This is a genomic window from Actinomyces massiliensis 4401292 (genome assembly GCF_000269805.1).
Taxonomy (GTDB): Bacteria; Actinomycetota; Actinomycetes; order Actinomycetales; family Actinomycetaceae; genus Actinomyces; species Actinomyces massiliensis.
The window spans coordinates 188,148-209,059 of sequence record NZ_JH711483.1 but is presented as its reverse complement, the minus strand read 5'-3'; the positions used below and the strand labels follow the sequence as shown (position 1 = coordinate 209,059).

The 20,912-nt window shown below is 66.4% G+C and carries 18 protein-coding genes; 6 read left to right on the top strand and 12 right to left on the bottom strand.

What is annotated here, in order from left to right:
• Nucleotides 1-18 precede the first annotated feature (18 nt).
• The gene (locus W5W_RS0112625) at nt 19-909 is read right to left on the bottom strand and encodes an ABC transporter permease (protein ID WP_017195651.1); all 891 of its coding nucleotides are present in this window, start codon (nt 907-909) and stop codon (nt 19-21) included.
• Nucleotides 909-2,207, bottom strand: a complete 1,299-nt coding sequence (locus W5W_RS0112620; protein WP_029574319.1) for a quaternary amine ABC transporter ATP-binding protein — start codon at nt 2,205-2,207, stop codon at nt 909-911. Before W5W_RS0112620 ends, W5W_RS0112625 begins: the two co-directional genes overlap by 1 nt.
• A gap of 977 nt (nt 2,208-3,184) precedes the next feature.
• Between W5W_RS0112620 and W5W_RS15860 the strand changes: the two genes are divergently transcribed.
• On the top strand, nt 3,185-3,967 hold the full coding sequence (locus tag W5W_RS15860) for a response regulator transcription factor (protein WP_081486252.1): 783 nt from the start codon (nt 3,185-3,187) through the stop codon (nt 3,965-3,967).
• A gap of 101 nt (nt 3,968-4,068) precedes the next feature.
• On the opposite strand, the gene W5W_RS0112615 is transcribed toward W5W_RS15860, so the two are convergent.
• Nucleotides 4,069-4,449 carry a hypothetical protein gene (locus W5W_RS0112615; protein ID WP_050980399.1) on the bottom strand — a complete coding sequence of 127 codons (381 nt, stop codon included), beginning with the start codon at nt 4,447-4,449 and terminating at the stop codon, nt 4,069-4,071.
• 1,009 nt (nt 4,450-5,458) lie between these two features.
• On the opposite strand from W5W_RS0112615, the gene W5W_RS0112610 reads away from it, so the two are divergent.
• Nucleotides 5,459-6,667: a 1,4-dihydroxy-2-naphthoyl-CoA synthase gene (locus W5W_RS0112610; RefSeq protein WP_017195648.1), complete on the top strand. Its 1,209-nt coding sequence runs from the start codon at nt 5,459-5,461 to the stop codon at nt 6,665-6,667.
• Between the two features lie 772 nt (nt 6,668-7,439).
• Here the strand turns inward: W5W_RS0112610 and W5W_RS0112605 are convergent.
• From W5W_RS0112605 to W5W_RS0112595, 3 genes are all read right to left on the bottom strand, one after another.
• Nucleotides 7,440-8,435, bottom strand: a complete 996-nt coding sequence (locus tag W5W_RS0112605) for an anti-sigma factor (protein ID WP_238533350.1) — start codon at nt 8,433-8,435, stop codon at nt 7,440-7,442.
• A gap of 56 nt (nt 8,436-8,491) precedes the next feature.
• Entirely contained in the window at nt 8,492-9,046 is a 555-nt protein-coding gene (locus W5W_RS0112600) for a sigma-70 family RNA polymerase sigma factor (protein WP_008731753.1), read from the bottom strand.
• Nucleotides 9,047-9,134: 88 nt separating this feature from the next.
• A complete protein-coding gene (locus tag W5W_RS0112595; RefSeq protein ID WP_008731758.1) occupies nt 9,135-10,823 on the bottom strand; it encodes a cytochrome c biogenesis protein CcdA in 1,689 nt (562 codons plus the stop codon).
• Between the two features lie 190 nt (nt 10,824-11,013).
• Here W5W_RS0112595 and W5W_RS0112590 point away from each other — a divergent pair, with 190 nt between their 5' ends.
• Nucleotides 11,014-11,328 carry a hypothetical protein gene (locus tag W5W_RS0112590; protein ID WP_008731756.1) on the top strand — a complete coding sequence of 105 codons (315 nt, stop codon included), beginning with the start codon at nt 11,014-11,016 and terminating at the stop codon, nt 11,326-11,328.
• Between the two features lie 589 nt (nt 11,329-11,917).
• Entirely contained in the window at nt 11,918-12,505 is a 588-nt protein-coding gene (locus W5W_RS0112585) for a YagU family protein (protein ID WP_008731747.1), read from the top strand.
• A gap of 25 nt (nt 12,506-12,530) precedes the next feature.
• Here W5W_RS0112585 and W5W_RS16755 read toward each other — a convergent pair whose 3' ends face one another.
• Complete coding sequence (locus tag W5W_RS16755) at nt 12,531-12,854, bottom strand: hypothetical protein (protein ID WP_238533349.1); 324 nt, start codon at nt 12,852-12,854, stop codon at nt 12,531-12,533.
• 661 nt (nt 12,855-13,515) lie between these two features.
• Between W5W_RS16755 and W5W_RS0112575 the strand changes: the two genes are divergently transcribed.
• Nucleotides 13,516-14,751: an MFS transporter gene (locus tag W5W_RS0112575; protein ID WP_161603446.1), complete on the top strand. Its 1,236-nt coding sequence runs from the start codon at nt 13,516-13,518 to the stop codon at nt 14,749-14,751.
• Here the strand turns inward: W5W_RS0112575 and W5W_RS0112570 are convergent.
• From W5W_RS0112570 to W5W_RS0112560, 3 genes are all read right to left on the bottom strand, one after another.
• The gene (locus W5W_RS0112570) at nt 14,741-15,778 is read right to left on the bottom strand and encodes a 1,4-dihydroxy-2-naphthoate polyprenyltransferase (protein ID WP_017195644.1); all 1,038 of its coding nucleotides are present in this window, start codon (nt 15,776-15,778) and stop codon (nt 14,741-14,743) included. The two genes, W5W_RS0112575 and W5W_RS0112570, sit on opposite strands and share 11 nt — an antisense overlap.
• Nucleotides 15,779-15,949: 171 nt before the next feature.
• On the bottom strand, nt 15,950-16,861 hold the full coding sequence (locus tag W5W_RS16750) for a hypothetical protein (RefSeq protein ID WP_238533348.1): 912 nt from the start codon (nt 16,859-16,861) through the stop codon (nt 15,950-15,952).
• Between the two features lie 386 nt (nt 16,862-17,247).
• Nucleotides 17,248-18,696 carry an AMP-binding protein gene (locus W5W_RS0112560; RefSeq protein ID WP_017195642.1) on the bottom strand — a complete coding sequence of 483 codons (1,449 nt, stop codon included), beginning with the start codon at nt 18,694-18,696 and terminating at the stop codon, nt 17,248-17,250.
• Nucleotides 18,697-18,766: 70 nt separating this feature from the next.
• Between W5W_RS0112560 and W5W_RS0112555 the strand changes: the two genes are divergently transcribed.
• Nucleotides 18,767-19,159: a PLD nuclease N-terminal domain-containing protein gene (locus W5W_RS0112555; RefSeq protein ID WP_008731770.1), complete on the top strand. Its 393-nt coding sequence runs from the start codon at nt 18,767-18,769 to the stop codon at nt 19,157-19,159.
• 138 nt (nt 19,160-19,297) lie between these two features.
• Here the strand turns inward: W5W_RS0112555 and W5W_RS0112550 are convergent, their stop codons facing one another.
• Together W5W_RS0112550 and W5W_RS0112545 are read right to left on the bottom strand one after the other, a co-directional pair.
• Nucleotides 19,298-20,119 (bottom strand): hypothetical protein, encoded by an 822-nt coding sequence (locus W5W_RS0112550; RefSeq protein WP_008731768.1) that lies wholly within the window; start codon nt 20,117-20,119, stop codon nt 19,298-19,300.
• Nucleotides 20,116-20,838 (bottom strand): histidine phosphatase family protein, encoded by a 723-nt coding sequence (locus tag W5W_RS0112545; protein WP_008731749.1) that lies wholly within the window; start codon nt 20,836-20,838, stop codon nt 20,116-20,118. The genes W5W_RS0112550 and W5W_RS0112545 overlap by 4 nt, the downstream gene beginning before the upstream one ends.
• Nucleotides 20,839-20,912: the final 74 nt, after the last annotated feature.

The following is a 20,912-nucleotide window of genomic DNA, read 5'->3' as shown; positions in this document are numbered from 1 at the left end:
GCGGAGAAATGGCACCATTCAGGATCGCCGCCCGATCCCGCTCATGAGGGAGAGCAGGGACCCCTTCTCCCTCGGTGCGCCGAGCGCCGACGTGACGCGATCGAGGAAGATCGCCAGGAAGACGATCGACAGGCCGGCCTCCGTGCCCTTGGCGATATTGATCTTCGCGAGTGCCGAGACGACCTCTTGGCCCAGCCCATCGGCGCCGACCATTCCCGCGATGACGGCCATGGACAGGGCGAGCATGATGACCTGGTTGACCCCGGCCATGATCGTGGGGATGGCCAGGGGGAGCTGAATGCCTGTGAGGATCTCCCAGTCGGTCGCGCCGAAGGCTCGGCCCGCCTCGACGGTCTCCTTGTCGACCTGCTTGATCCCCAGCTCGGTCATCCTCACCCCGGGGGGCATGGCGAAGATGAGCGTGGCGAACAAGCCGGGAACGGCGCCGATCGAGAAGAACAGCACTGCCGGGATGAGGTAGACGAAGGCCGGCATGGTCTGCATGAGGTCGAGGACAGGACGGACGACTGCGCTGACGTATCTGTTCCGGGCCGCCCAGATCCCCAGGGGGATGGCGATGATGAGGGCGGTCGCGGTGGCCACGATGACGAGGGCCAGCGTCTCCATCGCGTTCTCCCACTGATTCATCGAGATGATGAGGAGGAAGGTGATGGCGGTGCCCACGGCCAGCTTCCACGACTTCACCACCCAGGCGATGAGCGCGAAGATCACCACCATGACCAACGGCGAGGCCACCAGGAGGACGTCCGTGAGGCTGTCGTTGATCTGGTTCCCGGCGTGGGCGATGGCGTCGAGGAATCCGTTGAGGTTGTTCTGGATCCACCTGATGATGAGCTCGGCCCACGAGCCGACGGGAATCCTGGGGATGGGGGTCTCTGCGAGGAGCATCAGTCGTTCTCTCCTTCGGTCTCGGCGGTCCGCTCGGTCTCATCGGCCTCGTCGGCGTCGGCGGGCTCCTCGGCCCCCTCGGCCCCCTCGGCGTCGGCGGGCTCCTCGGCCCCCTCGTCCTGGCTGTGCTCACTGATCGCGGCGAGCAGGGTGACGCGCGGGATGATGCCGGAGATCCGGCCACCGTCGTCGACGACGACGATGGGGGCGGCGTGCTGCACCGCGTAGTCGAACAGCTCGTTGACAGGAGTGTCCTCCCGCACGACGGGCATCTCGTGGACGGTGGATAGCGGGAGGGTGTCGGAGCCCTCGGTCACCGCGCGGGCGACGTCGTCCTCCCAGACGAATCCGAAGGGAGTGCGGTCGCGGTTCTGCACGAGGAGCCAGGCCGGCTGGTTCTCCCGCAGGAGCGTGTGAGCCGCGCGAGGGCTGCGATCCGAGCCGAGTATCGCGTAAGGCGGCTCGGCGATCGACCCGGCGGTCAGCACACGAGTGCGGTCGACGTCCGCGACGAAGCGCGCGACGTAGTCCGAGGCGGGGACGCGAAGGATCTCCTCGGCGGTGCCGACCTGCTCGATCCGCCCGTCCCTCATCATCGCGATCCGATCCCCCAGGCGCATCGCCTCATTGAGATCGTGAGTGATGAACAGGATCGTCTTTCCAAGCTCGCCCTGCAGGTCGATGAGCTGGTCCTGCATCTCACGGCGGATGAGCGGGTCGAGTGCGGAGAAGGCCTCGTCCATGAGCAGGACGTCGGTCTCGGCTGCCAGGGCCCGAGCCAGTCCGACACGCTGACGCATTCCGCCGGAGAGCTCACCCGGTTTGTAGTCCGCCCAGCCCTCGAGCCCGACCATCGCGAGGGCCCTCTCGGCCCTGCTCCGGCGATCGGAACGATTGATGCCCTGGATCTGCAGACCGTAGGCGGCGTTCTCCCCCACCGTCCGGTGAGGAAGGAGGGCGAAGTTCTGGAAGACCATGGATACCCGCCGGCGGCGGACCTCGCGCAGTTTCTGCTTGGAGATGCTGGCCAGGTTCTCGTCGTAGAGGGTCATGTCACCCGAGGTGATCGGGAGGAGTCCGTTCACCATTCGGATCAGCGTGGACTTGCCGGACCCCGACAGGCCCATGACGACGAAGATCTCTCCCTCGTTGACATCGAAGGAGGTATTGATGACGGCGGCCGTCGTACCTTCTTTCCTGAGATCATCACGCGACTCGCCGGCCTGGAGTCTCCTCACGGCGGCGGCCGGACGCCGACCAAAAATTTTATAGATGTTATCGGCCTCTATTACTTTCACAGCGCTCCTCGAGATCCGATCTCCGGAACTCGGGCCATGAGGAAGACCGGAGGCAAGGATGTTCAGGAGTCACTTCCGGGCGTCCTCTGGATGACCAGGGCCGGGATCGGATGGCTTCGCTACGTACATGGAATGGATTCGGGACTGCCAGGACGGCGGAGGCGCTCGTCAACGCGTCGAACCCGCCACCACTCGGGATGACTTCGAGATGAATCGGACGAGCCCGGCACGACCACGAGACCCGCATCAGAATGCTGCGGGATGAGCGACCGGTCAAGCGTTGGACATCGTGCGGCCCGTCGAATCATCGCCCGCACGGCCTTGACACCGGATTTGAAGTGATTGAGGCCACGTCAGCGATCCGCCGGGGCACGCCACAACGGGAGAGGGCCCGCCCACCCGACCCGAGATAACGAGCAATCGTTGCTATGACGCGGAATGACGAGCAGTCGACGCCATCACCCCGCCCCGATCGCACGCGCCGCCCCATAACGAACCCGCGCAGCATCCGCAACCGCGGACCCAGAAGGGGCGTCCGTGTAGGAATTATCACACTTTCATGGCTTCTCATATGCCGGCACCGGACGGCCATTCGGACATGGATGGCGCGCATGAGGCCGCGGACCGGCCTGCACCCCAGGGCTCCGGCCTCGCCCGGGCCTGCACGGCGCAATCGCATGGTCATGGAGCTGCCCTCTCCGACCACGACGGTGGGCCGGCTGACCCTCGAATCCCCTTCTCGCCCTCTAAAACGCGTCACGTCCCCTGCAGGAGCAGTTCTCCCCGCGCCCCGAGATCACCTCATCATACGTCTCGACAAACGTGTTATCATGCAGAAGATCTGTCCGATCACTATTCTGCACAACTCACAACCTATATCGGCACCATGTACGTGACATCCCTGAGAAGAACGTCCAGATTCCGATCCGAATCACCTCCGAGCAATATTGCGCTATTACTCCGGAGGACGCTTTCACGTGGAAGGCGAGAATCGATGCAGAGGTCGCGACGTCGGACGGGGACGACCATGTCCGAAGAAGTCGTTTCCCCCCCTACGAGTCCTGATCGTCGACGACGACCCGCGCATCCTCACCGTTTTCGCCAAAGAACTTGATGCGCAGCTAACCATCTCCGTATGCGCCACAGCAGCAGGAGGCGAGCATGCACTGGATACCCCGTCGTGGAGAAGTCATCATATCGACGTCATTCTTCTCGACATCAGCATGCCCGGCCTCAATGGTATCCAGACCGCTCGCGCCATACACAGGAATCTACCAGACCTTCCTATTGTCATGTTCACCGCTTTCAGCGATGAAAGAACACTCTCCGAAACTCTTACCGAGGGAGTGAAAGGGTTTATTACAAAAAACGAAAGTGTTGAGGGAGTCGCGACTGCACTCATTCGCGCAAAAAAGGGCATGTCTACCATGTCCGCACACCCCATTGAGCTTCTTGTGAGCGCCTATCAGTCGGAGCAGCGCCGCCAACGCAACGCCGCTCAGGCGCAGCGTAAAATTATGAACCTGCCTCCCAGGCTTCGAAACGTACACGATTTTATACTGAAAGATCTCACTAATCGCCAAATAGCCAGGCGGAGCGGTATCTCCGAGAATACTACGCGGATCTACGTATCCGATCTCCTACATCGTCTAGGATATGCATCTCGAGAGGAGCTCACGGCTGCTTCACTGCTAGAAGCGCCTAAAGTACCTCACACAGAAAAGCCCATCTGCAACATTACTGAAGCAGCAGAATCATAAGAAGGCCGCACGATTCTAGCCGCGATGACCATCGGCCAAGGGACAGCGCTCTTCGGCTACCACCACCAATCGAGCCTATCGCCATTGCTTCCTCGTATTTATCACTGTTTTTTCCATCCACATTTACGGACATGCCGCGCAACCCATTTCCCCACCCAGACCCAAATATAGAAAACACCTACAACAAGGACTACCGAATACTTGCTACGACTGAACGCTATTCCATAAAGGCCAAGGATGACGCCGACATCCGAAAGAACGTACCACATTCTGGCAAAACGGAGAGGACCATCGAGCTCCTCGATCTCTCGCCACGCACGCAGGAACATCATCACGGACATAACCACCATCGTCGCGTGCATCACGACGAACACAGCAAATAGAACAAGATCGCCCTCGAAGAACCCCTCCCGAATCTCATATGCTGCCGCCAAGGCGGCACCACCCGCAATTATCTGAGCAATTCCTCTTCTTGGATCCACGAGATCTCCACCATCAAAGATTACTACCGCACAGCATCGACTTTCTTGGGACCACCCGAAACGCAAACATGGAAATTACTAATTCGGCGTCAACTCAGCAGGAAATCCGCGATATCCCTTCATGTCAACACCGCCCACAAAACACCAAAAACCAACACCAGAAGCAGAAGAATAGCTGCGACACTAGCCGCAATGAGAATTCTCCGGGAGTGCATTCGCTTTCCAGGATCAGTCGACCTCGCAACTAAAGCACCTCCATCAACCATCGCAAGAAGCAGCTCGGCCTCTAGTATGAAAAAGATGAATGCCGTCACCCATGCAATCCATGGAATTCCAGGATGGAATGGCAAGGCAACTCCGACCATGAGCGCAGACAAAAGGACTCCGTAAATGTGACGTTTGTGCTTCAATATCCGTCACTCCATTCCTCACCGAGATCAGTCGGTTGAGATTGCGACAACTAAATCACCTTCCAGTCGCCTCACACGCTGCCCCAATCTGCCGCCCGTACGGTCACCCCCACCATTCACTCAGATCAGCAGCTGCGAGCATACAAAGCACCCTACCTCAAGAGACGCCGAAGAACCACCCCTCCGCTTGGACATACAGTTGCGTACAGGCCCGTCGCTTCCTAGGTTTATCGCCGTATCACACCTGACCATTCGAGTGGCCTCCCATAAATAGAATGGTCTCATATTATCCCCAATATCGACACCAACGATCCACATACACGCGAATTAATTATGTACCTGGCCGTAACTGGTCCTTGCTGAAGATAATGACGTCATCGTCACCACAGTCGATCCTCGTCAAGAGTTCGGCACCTATCCGCAGATCGAGGCAGAGCAGAACAAGAACAGAACCAGCACAGAGCCGATACACGGCCAGCACAGACCCGGCGCAAGATATTCAGAACCAACAGACGCGGGGAAAGCCCAATACCGGCGCTTCATCGCCAACCCACCTCTACCCCATTCTAGCTACAGCCATTCGCCCCTACCCTGTCCTCATGAACGAGCCCGCCCCTCACGCCCGCGCCCACACCCACGCCGCGCCAGCCTCACCGCACCCGCTGCCGCACCGCGTCTCGGAGATCTTCGATCCCGCCCACTGGCGCGAGATCGACGGTTTCACCCACGGAACGAGCACCCCCAGGAACCTCTCCGGCGACCTCACCGACGTCACCTACCACCGCGGCTGCGTACGCGACGCCGACGGCGCCTGGGTCCGCGACCTGCCGGTCGTGCGCATCGCTCTCAACCGCCCCGAGGTGCGCAACGCCTTCCGCCCCCGCACCGTGGACGAGCTCTACCGCACCCTGGATCACGCCCGCATGAGCGGCGACGTCGGCGCCGTCATCCTGACCGGCAATGGCCCCTCGCCCCGCGACGGCGGGTGGGCCTTCTCCTCCGGCGGCGACCAGCGCATCCGGGGGCGCGACGGCTACCACTACGAGCGCAACGACGAGCCGGCGAACGGGACCGCGGCCGGAGACGACGTCGATCCCACGAATCCCGCCGGCCCCGCACGTGCCGAGGGCCCGACCGACCATGCGGGCGTCCCCTCCTCCGCTGCCGCCGACACGGCACCCGAGCCCGCACCGGCAGCCCACGACCATGCGGTCGACGTCGCCGCCGCCCAGGCCCGGGTGGACACGGCCCGCGCCGGACGCCTGCACATCCTGGAGGTCCAGCGCCTCATCCGCACCATGCCCAAGGTGGTCATCGCCGCGGTGCCGGGCTGGGCCGCAGGCGGCGGGCACAGCCTCAACGTCGTGTGCGACCTGTCCCTGGCAAGTCTCGAGCACGCCCGCTTCAAGCAGACCGATGCCGACGTCGGCTCCTTCGACGCCGGCTACGGCTCGGCCCTGCTGGCCCGGCAGGTGGGCGATAAGCGCGCCCGCGAGATCTTCTTCCTGGCCCGCACCTATGACGCCGCCGACGCCGAGCGCTGGGGCGTGGTCAACGAGGCCGTCCCCCACGCCGAGCTGGAGGAGCGGGCCCTGGAATGGGCGGCGATCGTGGCGGGCAAGTCCCCGCAGGCCATCCGCATGCTCAAGTTGGCCTTCAACCTGGCCGACGACGGCCTGGCCGGTCAGCAGGTCTTCGCCGGCGAGGCCACGCGTCTGGCCTACATGACCGACGAGGCGGTGGAGGGGCGCGACGCCTTCCTGCAGCGCCGCGAGCCCGACTGGTCGCCCTTCCCGTACTACTTCTGAGACTTTCGCCAAGGGGTCCGGGGGTGCCGATGACGGCCGCACCCGAGTGACGCCCGATGACGCTTCGGCCCGCCCCTCCTGACGCCGAGATCGGTCGTACTCCGCACCGAGATCGGTCCACTTCCGCGTCGAGAGCGGTCGTAGTCCAGTGTGTGGTGGTCTCTCGTATGAGTCGAGCTTCACCGCTGTGGGTCGGCTCTACCGGTGCCCGCGTATGCCAGGGGCGGTCGGTCGATGTTGCACACTCGTGCGCGCTCCGCGTCAGCAGAAACCCCGGAATCATGCGGAACAGCAACGTCAGCAGCAACCACGCCCTCACCTCCCATGTGCGCAGCCCCCCTCACCGCACATGGGAGCCCGACCACCACACACCACGATCACCAGAAAAGCCCATCATTCCAACAAAAAACATCCCCCACCCCACAAAGTACCCAGCCACCAAAAACAACCACACCCACCACGCCCCGCGTCGAGATCGGTCCGGTGGGCTCGCCATCGATCATCACCACCCGGAATCCGCCGAAGTCGTCCGGATTCGGGACAAACGGTCTGAAACGACTTTCACTCTCCCAAGGTGAGGGTTGGAATCATGCGGTTCTGTGTCGTGGCGCGGATGGGTCGGATCCCGCTTGTCCCGAATCCTGACACACACGCCCCAGCACACCGCACAGATCTCACCATCAGCAGCCGTGCCCGCCGAACCGATCTCGGCGAATGGGGGGAAAATCGCGGGAAAAGCGGAGGGGCAGGGCTCCTCATGCCCCCGGGCTCCTCACGCGTCGGCGCCACCGGTCTCCGGCGCCGACGGGGAATGGCGGGTGGTCGTGCCGTCGGCGTTGACGTCGAAGGCGACCAGTACCTCCCCCGTCGGCTGCTCCGACCCGCCGGCCGGCTCCTGGGTGATGAAGACCTGCTCCCCCGGTTCGGGCATGAGGTCGAGGAAGGTGAAGCCCGTGCCCGACGCCGGGTCGTACAGCCCCAGCGAGCTCACGGCGTCGCCCTTGCGCAGCCAGACCTGGAGGCCGCCCCCCGCGGCCGCATCCATCATCTCGCTCGGCAGGCTCAGCGCCGTCATGCTCATGTCCTCAGACCAGGTGAGAGTCGCGATATGGCCGTCGGGCATGGTGTCGGTCACGCGCTGGACATCCTGGGCCTGGTTGAGGTGGGCGTAGTGCTCGGTGGGGGCCATCGAGCTCATAGCCGTCCAGCGGCCCGCTCCGATGCCGACGCCGAGGATGACGACGGCCGCGGCGATCCGCAGTCCGGCCGTGCGCCACCGGCGTCGGCGCGGGTGCAGGGGGACGACGGCGCCCGACCGCTCAGCGGCAGCCTTCTCATCCTGCGCGTCTCGCCCTTCCGCCTCCTGAGGCGCGGCCCCCACCGATTCGCCGGCCTCGACCGATTCGCCGCCAGCCGCGACCGCAGCAGGCTCAACCGGCCCGACCGACTCAACCGGCCCGGCAGCCTCGGGACCGCCCGAGCCGACTGGTTCAGCAGGCCCAGCAGGCTCAGCGGAGGCGCCCCTCTCGAGCTCAACCGGCCAGGCCGGTATCCCAGCGCCCGCGGCTTCAGCCGACCCGCCCGACCCAACCGCCCCGCCGGTCACCTGCGGCTCGCGCCCAATGCGCTCGAGCAGATCGGCGCGCATGGAGGCGGGCGGCTCGATCGGCTCCAGGGACGCCCCGAGCCGGCCGAGGGCCTCATCCGGCATGCCGAGCAGGTCCTCGTCGCTCCATTCGCCCCACTCATCGTCTGCAGCACCCGTCATGCCCGCAGATTCGCCGTCACGGGGGTCCTCCGGTCGGTGGTGCCTGTCCAGCCCCGTCATGATTCCGCCCCCATCTCCTTGCGAAGTCGTGCGATTCCGTTCCTGATCCTGGTCTTGACCGTGCCGAGCGGGACGCCGGTGCGCCGGGCGATCTCGGTATGGGTCAGACCGGTGAAGTAGGCCATGACCAATGTGGACCGCTGCGGCTCGCCGACGGCGTCCAGGGCCCGGCGCACATCCTGTCCGACGAGCCGGTCCTCGACGGCCTGGACCGTGAGGTCCGTGTCCGGCATGTAGCCGTGCCACTGATCCTCACGGTCCCTGGCCGCCTGGGAGGAACGGACCCTGTCGATCGCCCTGCGCCGCGCCATGGTCACCGCCCAGGCCCGAGCACTGCCCCGGCTCGGGGAGAAGGTCGAAGCACTCCGCCATATCTCCAGGAAGACCTCCTGAAGCACCTCCTCGCCCTGGGCGCGATCCACAAGGATCTGGACGATGAGGGCGAGAAGCCGGCCCGACCAGCGGTCGTAGAACTCGGCGAAGGCGTCGTGATCCCCGACGGCCACCCTGAGCACGAGGGCGTTGTCGCGATCCAGTTCCTCGTCATGCACAGTCGCATGGTACGGGTCCCGGGTACTCGTTCCGATCTCATCGGGCTTCCCGGTCTCGCCGGCCCCGTCCGGCGAGGATCAGCGACGATCATCCGAAGGTGAAGGAGTACAGGGACAGGCCCTCGCTCGCCTCCAGATCGAGTGTGCCCTCCTGGGTCTCCTCCGTGCTCACGAGCTCGATCGAGTTGGGGACGCCCGAGACGTGGATCGTGCGCTTCTCACCGCCGGTCGTGTACGTGATGTCCCCCTCGCCGGAGGCGACCAGGTTGACCTGCTTCCCCTGGTAGCGCAGCCGCAGACGGGCGGCACCCCCGTCGGGTGAGATGGACTGGGCCGACACGTTCCACCTGCCGTCCAGGGAGAAGGTGTCGGACGCCTGCTTGTCCGGGAAGCTGTACGACGACGTCCCGTTCGAGAGCCTGTCGCCGGCGATGTTGTTGGCGCGGGCGGAGCCGAGGTAGGTCTCGGGGGTGCGCGGACCGTTGACGGCGGGCTCGTCGTCGGTGAATACCGGGGCGGGCAGCTGCACGTCGGGATTCGCCTCGCGCAGGAGCTCGCGCACGAGCCTCTCGGTGGTGGCCTCGCCGCCCTCGCCGAACTTGACCTGGCGCAGTTCGCCAGTGGAGTCGGCGAGGTAGTGCGCGGGCCAGTAGTGGTTGTCGAAGTTGCGCCAGGTCACCAGGTCGGAGTCGACCGCCACCGGGTAGGTGACGCCGAGGTCGGCGGCGCCCCCGCGGACGTTATCGACCTCCTTCTCGAAGGCGTACTCCGGGGAGTGGACGCCGATGACCTGCAGGCCCAGGTCGCCGTAGGTCTCGTGGAGCTTCTGGATGCCGGGGATGGAGCGCTGGCAGTTGATGCAGGAGTACGCCCAGAAATCGACCAGGTTCACCTTGCCCGCGCGGTCGGCGTCGGCCAGGGGCTGCTCACCGGAGGTGTTGAGCCAGGCGCTGATGCCGTCGATATGGGGCAGCGCTCCGCAGTGGGCGAGCTCGTCGGCGCCGTCGACGCACCGGCCTCCCTCGCCGACCCCCATGCGGCCGCCGTGCAGCACGGCGTCGGTGCCGGCCTGGAGCGAGGCGGTGTAGTCCGGCAGGGCGCGCTGGAGGGCGGCCGGCAGGTCGAGCACGAGCGCCACGGACAGGGCCAGCATCACCGCTCCGGCCGTGACGCGCACGGCCTTCTGACGACGGCGGAATGCCTGGAGCCTCTCGGTGAGCTTCCGGCCGGCCAGGGCGAAGGCGAGCAGCGGCACGGCGGTGCCCAGTCCGAAGGAGACGGCGAGGGTGACGGTGTCGGCGCCGATCTGACCGGTGGAGCCGGCGACCGACACGGCCGCGAGCACCGGGCCCGCGCAGGGCACGTATGCGGCGCCCAGGACGATGCCCAGCAGGAATCCGTTCGCGGGGTTGGCCGAGCCCGCGCGCTGGAAGCGGGCGAAGGGGCGCTCCATGATCTCCATGACCCTGGGGATGATCATGCCGATGCCGATGAGGGCCAGAAGGACGATTCCGGTCCAGCGGATGACGTCCTGCGGCAGGTGCAGGAGATTGAGGAGTGTGGATCCCAGCAGCGTGAAGGCGGTGAAGCTGATGACCAGTCCCGCGACGACGAGGTAGGGCCGCCACCTGGAGACGGCCGGCGGCCCGTCCCCGCCCTGGTCGCGTGCGCTCTGGGCCCCTCCGGACAGGAAGATCACCGGCAGGACCGGAAGGATGCAGGGCGATATGCCGGTGATGAGACCGCCGAGCAGGCCGATGAGAACGAGACTGATCATGTGGTTCCTCCTTTGCGATCGAGTCACCGTGTATTCGTCGCGGACGGCGGCTCGGATGCCCGATCATCGAGTGACGAAGCTCACGCGATCTACCCAATCCGACGTTCCCGCAGCTCCGAATCTGTGATGACGGGCGCCCATCGGCGCTCCAGATTCACGATTCACGCCATTTCTTCCTCAAGGAGATCCCATGCGCATTCGCACCGCTGTGTCCGCCTCCCTTCTCGTCGCCGCCCTCGCAGTCGGCACCGCCGCTTGCGGTTCGATGGACAAGGACAAGCCCGCCATGCAGGAGACGTCCACCCCGAGCGACAAGATGACCGACGACAAGATGACCGACGGCTCCGGCGGCAAGGACAGCATGACGCCTGGCGACAAGATGACCGACGGCATGAACGACAAGATGGGTGACGGAAAGATGGACGACGGCAACGGCAGCATGATGCCCGACGACAAGATGACCGACGGCATGAACGACAAGGGCGACAAGATGGGCAGCAAGTGAGATTCCGGATCGCCGGCTGAGTCAGTCACCTCCACCTTCGCGGCGGTCCGCCCCGAGACGATCGGGGCGGACCGCCGTCAACGGCACTTCCCCACGTGAACGGCTGGACGCCCGGACACTGCGCCCGCTCACAGCCCCCACCGCTCCGCTCCCCCTCGCCGAGATCGGTCGTAGTCCGCACCGAGATCGTGGGGTGTCAGGTCATCTGAGGCAGTGCTTGGCGAGCGGCGCGGCGGTGCTTGCGGGGACGAGGACTCGTTGGCGGGGGCCGAGGCCAGAGTTGTCACGATCCGCGACAAACGAGGTCAGACACCTTCATGTCGCCTGAGAGAACTGCATGATTCCAACGGCCGATTCAGGACAGCGGAAGACCTTACGGAGTGTTTGTCCCGGATTTGGACACGCGACCGATTCCGGGGGTGACATCTGGACACCGCGGCGGCGCCATGACATGGTGACGGACGGGCACACTCTTGCGAGCGCCGCCCCTCGCCCCCTAGCATCCTCCGCCGGCACCAGTCAGTCCTGGTCAGGAATTGATCGGCCTGAACAGCAGTGCCGGCGTCCTATTTTCAACTCCGGAGTTCTCATGCCCGCGTGGATCACCTCGCTGCTCGGCAGCACCGACCCCGCCCGCCGCAACCTCAAGGTCGCCACGATCGTGGGGCTCATCGGTGGAGTGTTCTCCGCAATCGTGAAGTTCGGCTGGGAGGTCCCCTTCCCGCCTCGCACTCCCGGCCTGCGCTCGGAGACGAATCCACCCCAGTCCATGCTGGAGTGGTTCGGAATGTCTCATGACACCTCGCACACGATGGTGACCTTCAGCAACAACCAGCTGCCGATCATGTCCTTCATCGTGCACTTCGGCTTCGCGATCGTATTCGGCCTCATCTACTGCATCGGCGCCGAGTACTTCCCGCGTATCAAGATGTGGCAGGGCGCCGTGTTCGGCATCGCGGTGTACATCGGCGCGCACGTCGTCGTCATGCCGCTGCTGGGCTGGGCGCCGAATCCCTTCCCGTGGGTGGACGGAGCCCAGACGTGGTCCGAGCACTTCTCGGAGTTCTTCGGTCACATCGTGTGGCTGTGGTCCATTGAGATCGTGCGCCGCGACCTGCGCAACCGCATCACCCATCAGCCCGACGCCGAGGTCCCCCTGGCTGACGCGGACCGCTGAGCGCACCGCGTCGAGGCCGGCATTCTCACCCGAGGCCGGCGGTGCCGCCCTTGACTTCGTGCGGCGAGGCCGACCTCGGCGCGGACGACGAACCGTGCTCCACACCCCAGGACCAGAGCTCATCGAGTCTGGCATTGACGATCTCCAGCATGCGTCCGGTGGATTCTCCGGTCCTGAACCGGCCGATGTACGGCAGGAGCCGCGCCTGGCCGCCCTCCAGGACCAGGTAGGCATCGACAACCGCCCCGCCGGAGCCACGCCCGACCACCGGGTAGAGACTGGAGCGCGAGCGCGGCCACGGCATGACCATGAAGGTGGTCGCCTCAATGCCACGGCGTGTCGCCAGCATTCTCACTGAACCCTCACTGCCCTCACCGGCGACCGGACGGAGGTGCGTCCGAAGAATATAGGACGAAAGATACGCGAGGACGAAAGCATCCCACATTAGAAAAATAAATACCCCGGTCGCGCCTTCCGCAAATAATGACCCCATCATGAGGCAGAAAAACATGAGGATTGCGATAGCACTACCGCCCAGCATTAATACCGTGATAGAGCTTCTGCGGCGGGGGCGGGCGGCAGCGGCACTTCTTCCGAGCTTTAGTCCCGAGACGATGAAGGCCAACGCCTCCTCACACGTGGACGCCGCCCACTAACCGTCACCGTCGTCCATAGAACCCCTCCAGAACCCTTCCCCGAACCGATCACGTCCGTCGGCCCCGGCACTGACGGGAGCACTCGGGAGCACTGACGAGCCTCAGCGCTCGAATGCTGCCCGTTCCCGGGTGCGGACTGTATGGGACACACTCCCCATTGGCTGCAATTAGCCATAGTTGGCCGCAGCGCCCAAGTGCCCAAGCACCCACCACCGCTTCAGAATCGTCACGATCGACGCTGATCGTCAGTGACATCACACGCCTGCTTCTCGTAACATGTGTCTCACCTTGCTGCTCCTGTGTTCGTCCGGGAGCGGATCGCCAGCAGTCAACAGGGCGACCCAAGGGTTCCCTGTGTCTTCCTCACGCTCCTCTGTCCTGGCGGGCCTGTGGCTCATCTTCTTCATCAACGGTGCCGTACTCTCCAGCTGGGCTCCTCGAATCCCATTAGTCAAAGAGCGCCTCGGGCTCCTGGACTCGGAATTCGGAATAGCCCTGTTGGGAATCGCCCTCGGGGCAGTGCCCGCAATGCTGGTCACAGCACGAATTCTTAGAAGGGTGCGCGACACAGCACTGTGCGCGATCACCACGATCGCCTTCCCCGCTGCATTACCGGCCATCAGCATCACCACCGGCCTGGAATCACTGACCACGGCCCTGATCATCCTGGGCGCCGCCAGCGGTGGACTGGACGTCGCAATGAACGCCCTGGCCACTCGACTGCAGGCGCTATGGCGCATTCCCATTCTCGGACGCCTTCACGGCGCTTATAGTCTTGGCGTCCTGTGCGGAACCGCAAGCGCCGTTGTCGCCACTCGCCTCAACCTCAGCGTCAGCGCCCACTTCACCGCGGTCAGCACCATCCTGCTCATCGCGGCAATTGCGGCCCTGACCGTGCTGCTGCCCAGAGCACCGCACGCCTCCGCACCGGCCATGTCCGCCGTCGATGACGCCGATCCCGCTCCGCGAGGGCGCACCGTCTCGCACCGACTACCGATCAGCATCGGAGTCATCGCCATTGGAGGCTTCCTCCTCGAAGGACTCATCACAGACTGGTCGGCTCTCCTTCTGCGCCGCGATCTCAATGCCGACCCAACGATCGCCGCCTCCGTCCTCTCGTTGTTCAGTATCGCAATGTTCTTGTCCCGCTCTTTGAGCGACGCGGTACTCCGAAGAACCGGCGCACGAAAAATCGTGCTCATCGCAGCCGTCGTCATCGCCACGTCCACCCCGCTCGCCATCGCCATCGCCTCAGTCCCATTGGTCGTCGTCAGTCTGACGATCACGGGTCTTTGCGTCGGGCCGATGTTCCCACTCGCTCTTGCACAGGCGGGGCAGAACGTACCGAATGATCTCGCCGGCGTATCCGCACGACTGAGCATCATCGGCTACGCCGCCTATATCGCAGGCCCGCCCGCTATCGGCTTCGCCGCCGAGAACTCGACTCTCCCGCTCACGTTCACCGTGGTACTCCTAGCCACCGCCACACTGCTGATCATCGCCTCCCTGAGCGGACACTCCGGCTCTTCCGCCACCGCCACCCGTCCGGCGGCCTCCGCGGGTCGCTCACAGCAGCCGCTCACAGGGTGACGACGACCAGCGCCACCGCGGTGGCGATGCCGTACACGAGCTCGTACATCCCGGCGTCGCGCAGGGACGGGATGAGCGTGCGCCCGGCGACTCCGCGCAGGACGGGACGAACGGCGCGGACGGCGAGCGGCACGAGGAGGAGCAGATAGGCCGGGTAGACCAGGTAGATCAGGTAACCGACGACGGCGGTGGCTGCACCGCCGGACGCCCCGACGCCGCCCTGAGCCTCATGCGCACTGCGCGCCCACCACAGGGCGATCACCCCGAGGGGGATCGGGACGGCGAGCATGGCGCAGAAGGCCGCCCGCGCGCCGCGCTCCCCCAGCCGCACGGCCAGCGTGCGCTTGCCGTGGAGCGGGTCGGTGCCGATATCACGCAGGTTGTTGACCATGAGCAGCGAGCAGGCGATGAGCCCGATCCCGCAGGCGGCGAGCCACGCCCATCCCGGCACGCTCCCGCCCTGGACGTAAAGGGTGCCGGTGGTGGCCATGAGCCCGAAGAACACGAAGACGAAGGCCTCGCCGAGTCCCGCATAGCCGTAGGGGCGGGAACCACCCGTGTAGAACCAGGCGGCCGCGATCGCGGCGGCCCCCAGAAGCAGCATCCACCACTGGCCGGACAGCGCCAGCAGCGCCAGTCCGAGAAGACCGCCAACCCCGAAGCAGCCGAAGGCGGCCAGCTTGACGACTCGGGGCGGCACCGCCCCGGAAGCGGTCAGACGCGGGGGGCCGGTGCGCTCGTCGTCGGTGCCGCGCACGCCGTCGGAGTAGTCGTTGGCGAGGTTGCAGCCGATCTGGAGCGCGAGGGCGACGCCGGCGGCCAGGACGGTGCGCGGCGCCGAGAAGGTCTCCAGAGCCAGGGCCGCACCCCCGCCCAGGATCACCGGGGCGACGGCTGCGGGCAGGGTGCGCAGGCGCACGACCTCGGCCCAGCTGGTGGCGCGCGGGTCTGTGCTCGACCGGCTCTCCGGGCACCTGTCCGACTGCCCGTCCGGCCGCTGCGCGACGCTGCTGGCGCCCATGAACACCCCTCTCCCCCATGCGAAACTTGTTGTATCAGCCTACGCCCTCGCATGCGTGGGCCAATGAGGGAGGTCGCGCGCGGCCGGATCGGAGCCGGCCGCTATGCCACCTCGCCCGGCCCCGGGGTGTCGGCGGCCCGGTGCCGCGGCGGCCCGAGGGCTCAGTGGCTCAGTGGCTCAGACGAGCCCGTAGCGCTCCTCCTGGTGACGGCGCTGGATCTGGATCAGTCTCCGCGGACCGTGGACGTTGAGCTCGGTGTACTGGCCGGTCTCACGGGTGTACCCGCGCGCAACCGCCCAGGCCCAGATGCGATCGAGCTCCGCCATGCCCTTGGCCTCGAGTCGGTTGGGCAAGGGCCCCATCCACGTCAGGCCGGCGAGAATGACCGGCTTGCCCTCGGGGGTGACGAGGACGGTATTAGCACTGTTGGCGATGAGAGCCGCCTTGCCTCCGGCGATCTTGATCTGCACGAACATTCCGGTTCGCGATTCCGGCCAGGGGAAGTCCCTGGCCCCGGTGGCTGTGCCGATGTGAATCCCGGTGGCATCCAGAGTGGTGCGCACGGACATCAGGAACGCCACCATGGCGAACAGGAGCATGCTGAGAAGGAGCAGGAGAATACCGGTGAGGAACTTCGTGTCGATGAGGTTGTAGATGGCGCCGGCAAGAATGAAGAGCCCGAAGGCCGCGAGGGCGATCATCGATATGCGAGCAGAGCTGGTGGCCGAGGCCCGGAAGACCACGGATTCCTGCGTCACGGGAATCGGGGCGCCGGCCGGCGGAAGCCCCGTGGACCCCGCCGGCAGGGCGCCGGAGGCTGCGTATTGGCTGTGGGCGCTGTACCCGCCGTAATCGCTATATTCGCTGTATCTGGCCGGAGTCTGCCCGTACCCGGCGGGGCTCGCCTGCCCCTGCGCCCCATGTCCCCCGTATCCTCCATACCCTCCCTGAAGTCCCTCCTGAGGCCGGCCGTAGGCGCCGTAGCCCCGCCGTGAGTCCGTCCATGAACCGTTGGAACCGGCGGAACCGGCGGGGTGGCCGGAGGCGGGCGGATACCCATACTGGCCGGGCAAGGATGGTTGAGACATGGGGCATCTCCTGGAATTGGATGAGGTCACGACTACATTAAGCGAACTAACGGGTCCGTCCCCATGGGGATCATGCCCCACGCGCGAGGAGCGCGCGCTCAGCGGCCGCTTCCAACAGCGGCGAGCGGGTTGCACATGGGAGGGATATTTCGCCTGCCATCGATACTTCGTTTCCCATGATTCCGCGGTTCCGCCTTTGCATGGCCTCACACGAGTGTGCAACGCCCTCGACTCAGCCTCCGGAAGCCCCCGAAAGTAAGGTCTGGTCGCATCCCACAAGCCCTGCACCGCTACTTCCTTGCAGAAGGAAGCGGGGATGCAGGAATTCAGGCAGGACTCAACGAGTGTCGTAAGCACGAGAGCACCAGGAGCAGACCGAGAGCGCCTCACACCGACTCGAAGAACGCGGCCACAGCACGCCGATCGGTCTTGCCCGGGCCACGCAGGGGCAGGTCGGGCACGACCAGGACGCGCTTGGGGGCGTGGGCGCCGTCAAGATGCGCTCTGGCCAGTCCGCGCAGTTCCTCGCCGTCGAGCCTCGCACCCGCCTCGGGCACGACCGCGGCGACGACAGCACTGCCCCAGACCTCATCCGGGACGCCGACGACACAGGCCCGGGCGACGCCGGGCAGCGCGACCAGCACCTGTTCGACCTCGCGCGGATCGACCTTGATGCCGCCGGTGACGATGAGGTCGTCAAGGCGTCCGAGCACTGTCAGCCGGGCGGAGCCGTCGGGCAGGGTCTCCAGCCGCCCGCGGTCGGCGGTGACGAATTCGCGAGGGTCGGCGCGGAAGAAGGCGGCCCCGATGGCCTGGCGGAAGAGACCATCGTGCGGAGCGCCGGGCGGGCCGCCGGTGGCGGATGCGCCCCCAGGAACGGTCTGCGCCACTGCAGCATCTGCCGCTGCAGCATCGGGGACGCGCGGCTCCGCCCCGCCCCGGGCCACGCCGTCGGGCCTTCCCGCCCCGGCGTCGGGAACGCGCGCCTCGACATAGCCCTCCGCCAGGACGGGCCCGGCCAGCACGATCCTGCCCGCGCCCGTCTCGTCGGGGTTCTCGACACTCACGCGCACGCCTCCCAGCGGTACGCCGTCGTAGACGCACCCTCCCCCGGTCTCACTCATGCCATAGGTCGTCACCACGCGGATTCGCACCGCCCGGGCGCGCCTGAGCAACTCGGGGTCGGTGGCCGCACCGCCGACGAGCACGGCATCAGCGAGCGCCAGAGAGGCGGCCGCATCGGAGTTGGTCAGCACGCGCAGGAGCTGAGTGGGAACGAGCGAGACGTACACGGGTCCCCCGGTTTTCAGCGTCCGCTCGAGAGCGGCTGCCAGCGCGCCGGGCTCGAAGCCTCCGGTGGTGTCGACGATGACGGGCCGGGTCCCGGCCACGATGGAACGCACTAGCACCTGCAGGCCGGCGACGTGGTGGGCCGGCAGGGCGAGCACCCAGGTTCCCGGGCCGTCAAGCCGTTCGTGAGTGGCGCGCGCCGAGGCGATCAGGGCGGCGGCGCTCATGGCGACGAGGCTGGCTGTGCCCGTGGTGGAGCCGGAGGTGCGCAGGATGACGTCGGCGTGCTCCGGAACACCGTCGAGCCGCCGGGACAGGTCGGCGCGCACGGCATCGGGATCTTCATGAGGACTGATCGGCACGAGCAGGGGGCGATGGCCGCCATTGCCCATTGCCCGCTCCTCGACGCCGACCGCCGAGGTCGCCCGCGCGAGGGGATCGGCGAGGATCTCGGCGAGTGCGCGATGCAGACGGGCGACATGCGGCTCATCGTTTCCGCCCACGACCAGGCGGGGAGTGCGCGGGGAGGGAGTCGGTGCGCTCACGACTCCAGGGTCGCACACGGGCCGCCTGTGGCCGTGCAAGATCAGGGCCGACTACCGCTAGGGTGACGCCATGCTCGCTGCCCTCCTCGTCCTCGTCCTCGCCCTGACGATCTACTCCCTGCTCGACTGCGCACGCACTCCGGAGGAGTCGATGCCGGCCCGTATGCCCAAACTGTTATGGGTCGCCCTGATCGCCGTGATCACGCCCATCGGACCGATCGCATGGATCATCGTCAGCCGCGTCAAGGCCGCCGAGGAGCGGGGCGGCGCGGTCGAGCCGACGGTGTGGTCCTCGAAGGAGGGCACGACCTTCCACCGTGCGGAGCGACCGCGCCCCGTGGCTCCCGACGACGATCCGGAGTTCCTGCGAGGGCTCGAGCAGGACATCCGCCGCAAGCGCCATCACCACGACGAGAGCAGCGGGGAATCCCCCGAGGACTCCGGCCCCGATGACAACGGCTGATTCGGCGCCGGGGTGCGTCATCGCCGCGTCCCGGGTATCGAGCCGGCCCTGAGCTGACTCTGGGCTAACACGAGCGGGCACCGAACCGGCACCGAACCGGCACTGAGCCGTCAATGAGCCCCGCGCGCGACGCGGCTCTCAGCCCGGGGCGCGCGGGGTGAAGCGCGGCCAGGCGGAGGTATCGACGTCGTAGCCGTGGGCGGCCGCGTGCATGAACCAGTCGCCGGGCAGCCACGTGCGCCCCACGATCTGCGGATGCTCGGGCATGTACCGGGTCGACCACAGCACGAGCACGAGCTCGGCCCACTGACCGCGCAGCTTCCAGCGTGCCGAGCCGCTGGCGTTGGCGGCCGCCATGACGATCTCGCCGGTACCGGTGAGCTGGATCTCCTGGACGTCGTGCAGAGCGATGGGCATGATCCCCTCCCCCGTGCCCAGGTAGATCCCGTGGGTGGACACGGTCAGGCGGGCGTCGGCGAGGTGGCGCCAGCGCTCGACGGCGTCGGCCTCGGCGGCCTTCTTTCGCCGCGAGTTCACGTAGGCCTGCCCGCCGAAGAAGGCGGCGGTCAGGGCCAGCCCGACGGGCCCGCCCGCGAGGAAGAAGCCGCGCGACGGGTTGTAGGTGGCGTCCCCGCGGCGCCACATGAGCAGCTCAGCGTCGCAGGTGGCGAGCATAACCTCGTCCGCGGCGAAGGCGCAGCGCACGGGGTCGACGACCGGTGAGACGGGATTGGGACGGCGCCCGTTGCGCACAGCGGTCAGAACGGCGGCGGTGTTCCACCACACGAAGTCCTGCCCCGTCCACGGGCGCCGCGGGGCGGGCCTGGCCGGGGCGCGTTCGCCCGACAGGGTCAGGCCGGTGGACTCAGTGGACTCGGCGGACTCAGTCGACTCAGCGGAGGCGAGCGCACGCGGGGCGTCGTCGGGCCCTCCCGGTCGGGACACGGGCTGGAGGGTCACGCCGGCGCCTCGGCCGAGGCGCCGGCGGCGTCGTCCGCCTCGGGCTCGCGCCCCATCGCCGCGGCCGCGGCGGAGGTCCCCGGGACCATGTCCTCGGCACGGCGCAGGAGGTCGCTGGCCGGCTCCCAGTAGGACAGGCCCACGAGTGTGCGCGAGTCGAAGGTCAGGGAAGTCAGCGAGGCCAGCGAGCACTGACGACGGCGGGGGTCGTGGGCCAGGGAGCGGCCCTCGAGCCACAGGCGGGTGGCCCACACGGGCAGCTGATGGGAGACGAGCAGTGCCTCGCGGCCCTCGACCAGTCCGATGGCGTCGCGCACGGCCGCGCTCATTCGGGCCACGAGCTCGGTGTAGGGCTCGCCCCAGCTCGGCCGCAGGGGGTTGAGGTAGTAGCGCCAGTGCTCGGGGTGGGCCAGGACCCATCGGTTGCGGTTGACGGACACGCCCTCGAAGTGGTTGCCGGCCTCGATGAGGCGGGCGTCCGTCGTCGGGGCGAGGTCGAAGGCGGCGGCGGTCGGCGCGCCGGTCTCACGGGCCCGCTCCAGCGGGGAGGTGACGACCGCGGCGATGTCGTGGCCGGAGGCGGACAGCACGTCGGCGACCTGCAGCGCCATCTGTCTGCCCAGCTCCGAGAGGTGGTAGCCGGGCAGGCGTCCGTACAGGATGCCCTCGGGGTTGTGGACCTCGCCGTGCCTCATGAGGTGGATCGTCGTACGCGCCATAGTGTGATTCTCGCATGCCCGTCCGACGGCGAAGATCCGCGTGGCGGGGGCGGCCGTTCAGGAAGGCGGTACGG

Bases quoted from the DNA above. Each gene is read 5' to 3' on its own strand.
- W5W_RS0112625 (WP_017195651.1), bottom strand. From the start codon at position 909: ATGCTCCTCGCAGAGACCCCCATCCCCAGGATTCCCGTCGGCTCGTGG.
- W5W_RS0112610 (WP_017195648.1), top strand. From the start codon at position 5,459: ATGAACGAGCCCGCCCCTCACGCCCGCGCCCACACCCACGCCGCGCCA.
- W5W_RS0112605 (WP_238533350.1), bottom strand. From the start codon at position 8,435: ATGACGGGTGCTGCAGACGATGAGTGGGGCGAATGGAGCGACGAGGAC.
- W5W_RS0112595 (WP_008731758.1), bottom strand. From the start codon at position 10,823: ATGATCAGTCTCGTTCTCATCGGCCTGCTCGGCGGTCTCATCACCGGC.
- W5W_RS0112590 (WP_008731756.1), top strand. From the start codon at position 11,014: ATGCGCATTCGCACCGCTGTGTCCGCCTCCCTTCTCGTCGCCGCCCTC.
- W5W_RS0112585 (WP_008731747.1), top strand. From the start codon at position 11,918: ATGCCCGCGTGGATCACCTCGCTGCTCGGCAGCACCGACCCCGCCCGC.
- W5W_RS16755 (WP_238533349.1), bottom strand. From the start codon at position 12,854: ATGCTGGCGACACGCCGTGGCATTGAGGCGACCACCTTCATGGTCATG.
- W5W_RS16750 (WP_238533348.1), bottom strand. From the start codon at position 16,861: ATGTCTCAACCATCCTTGCCCGGCCAGTATGGGTATCCGCCCGCCTCC.
- W5W_RS0112555 (WP_008731770.1), top strand. From the start codon at position 18,767: ATGCTCGCTGCCCTCCTCGTCCTCGTCCTCGCCCTGACGATCTACTCC.
- W5W_RS0112545 (WP_008731749.1), bottom strand. From the start codon at position 20,838: ATGGCGCGTACGACGATCCACCTCATGAGGCACGGCGAGGTCCACAAC.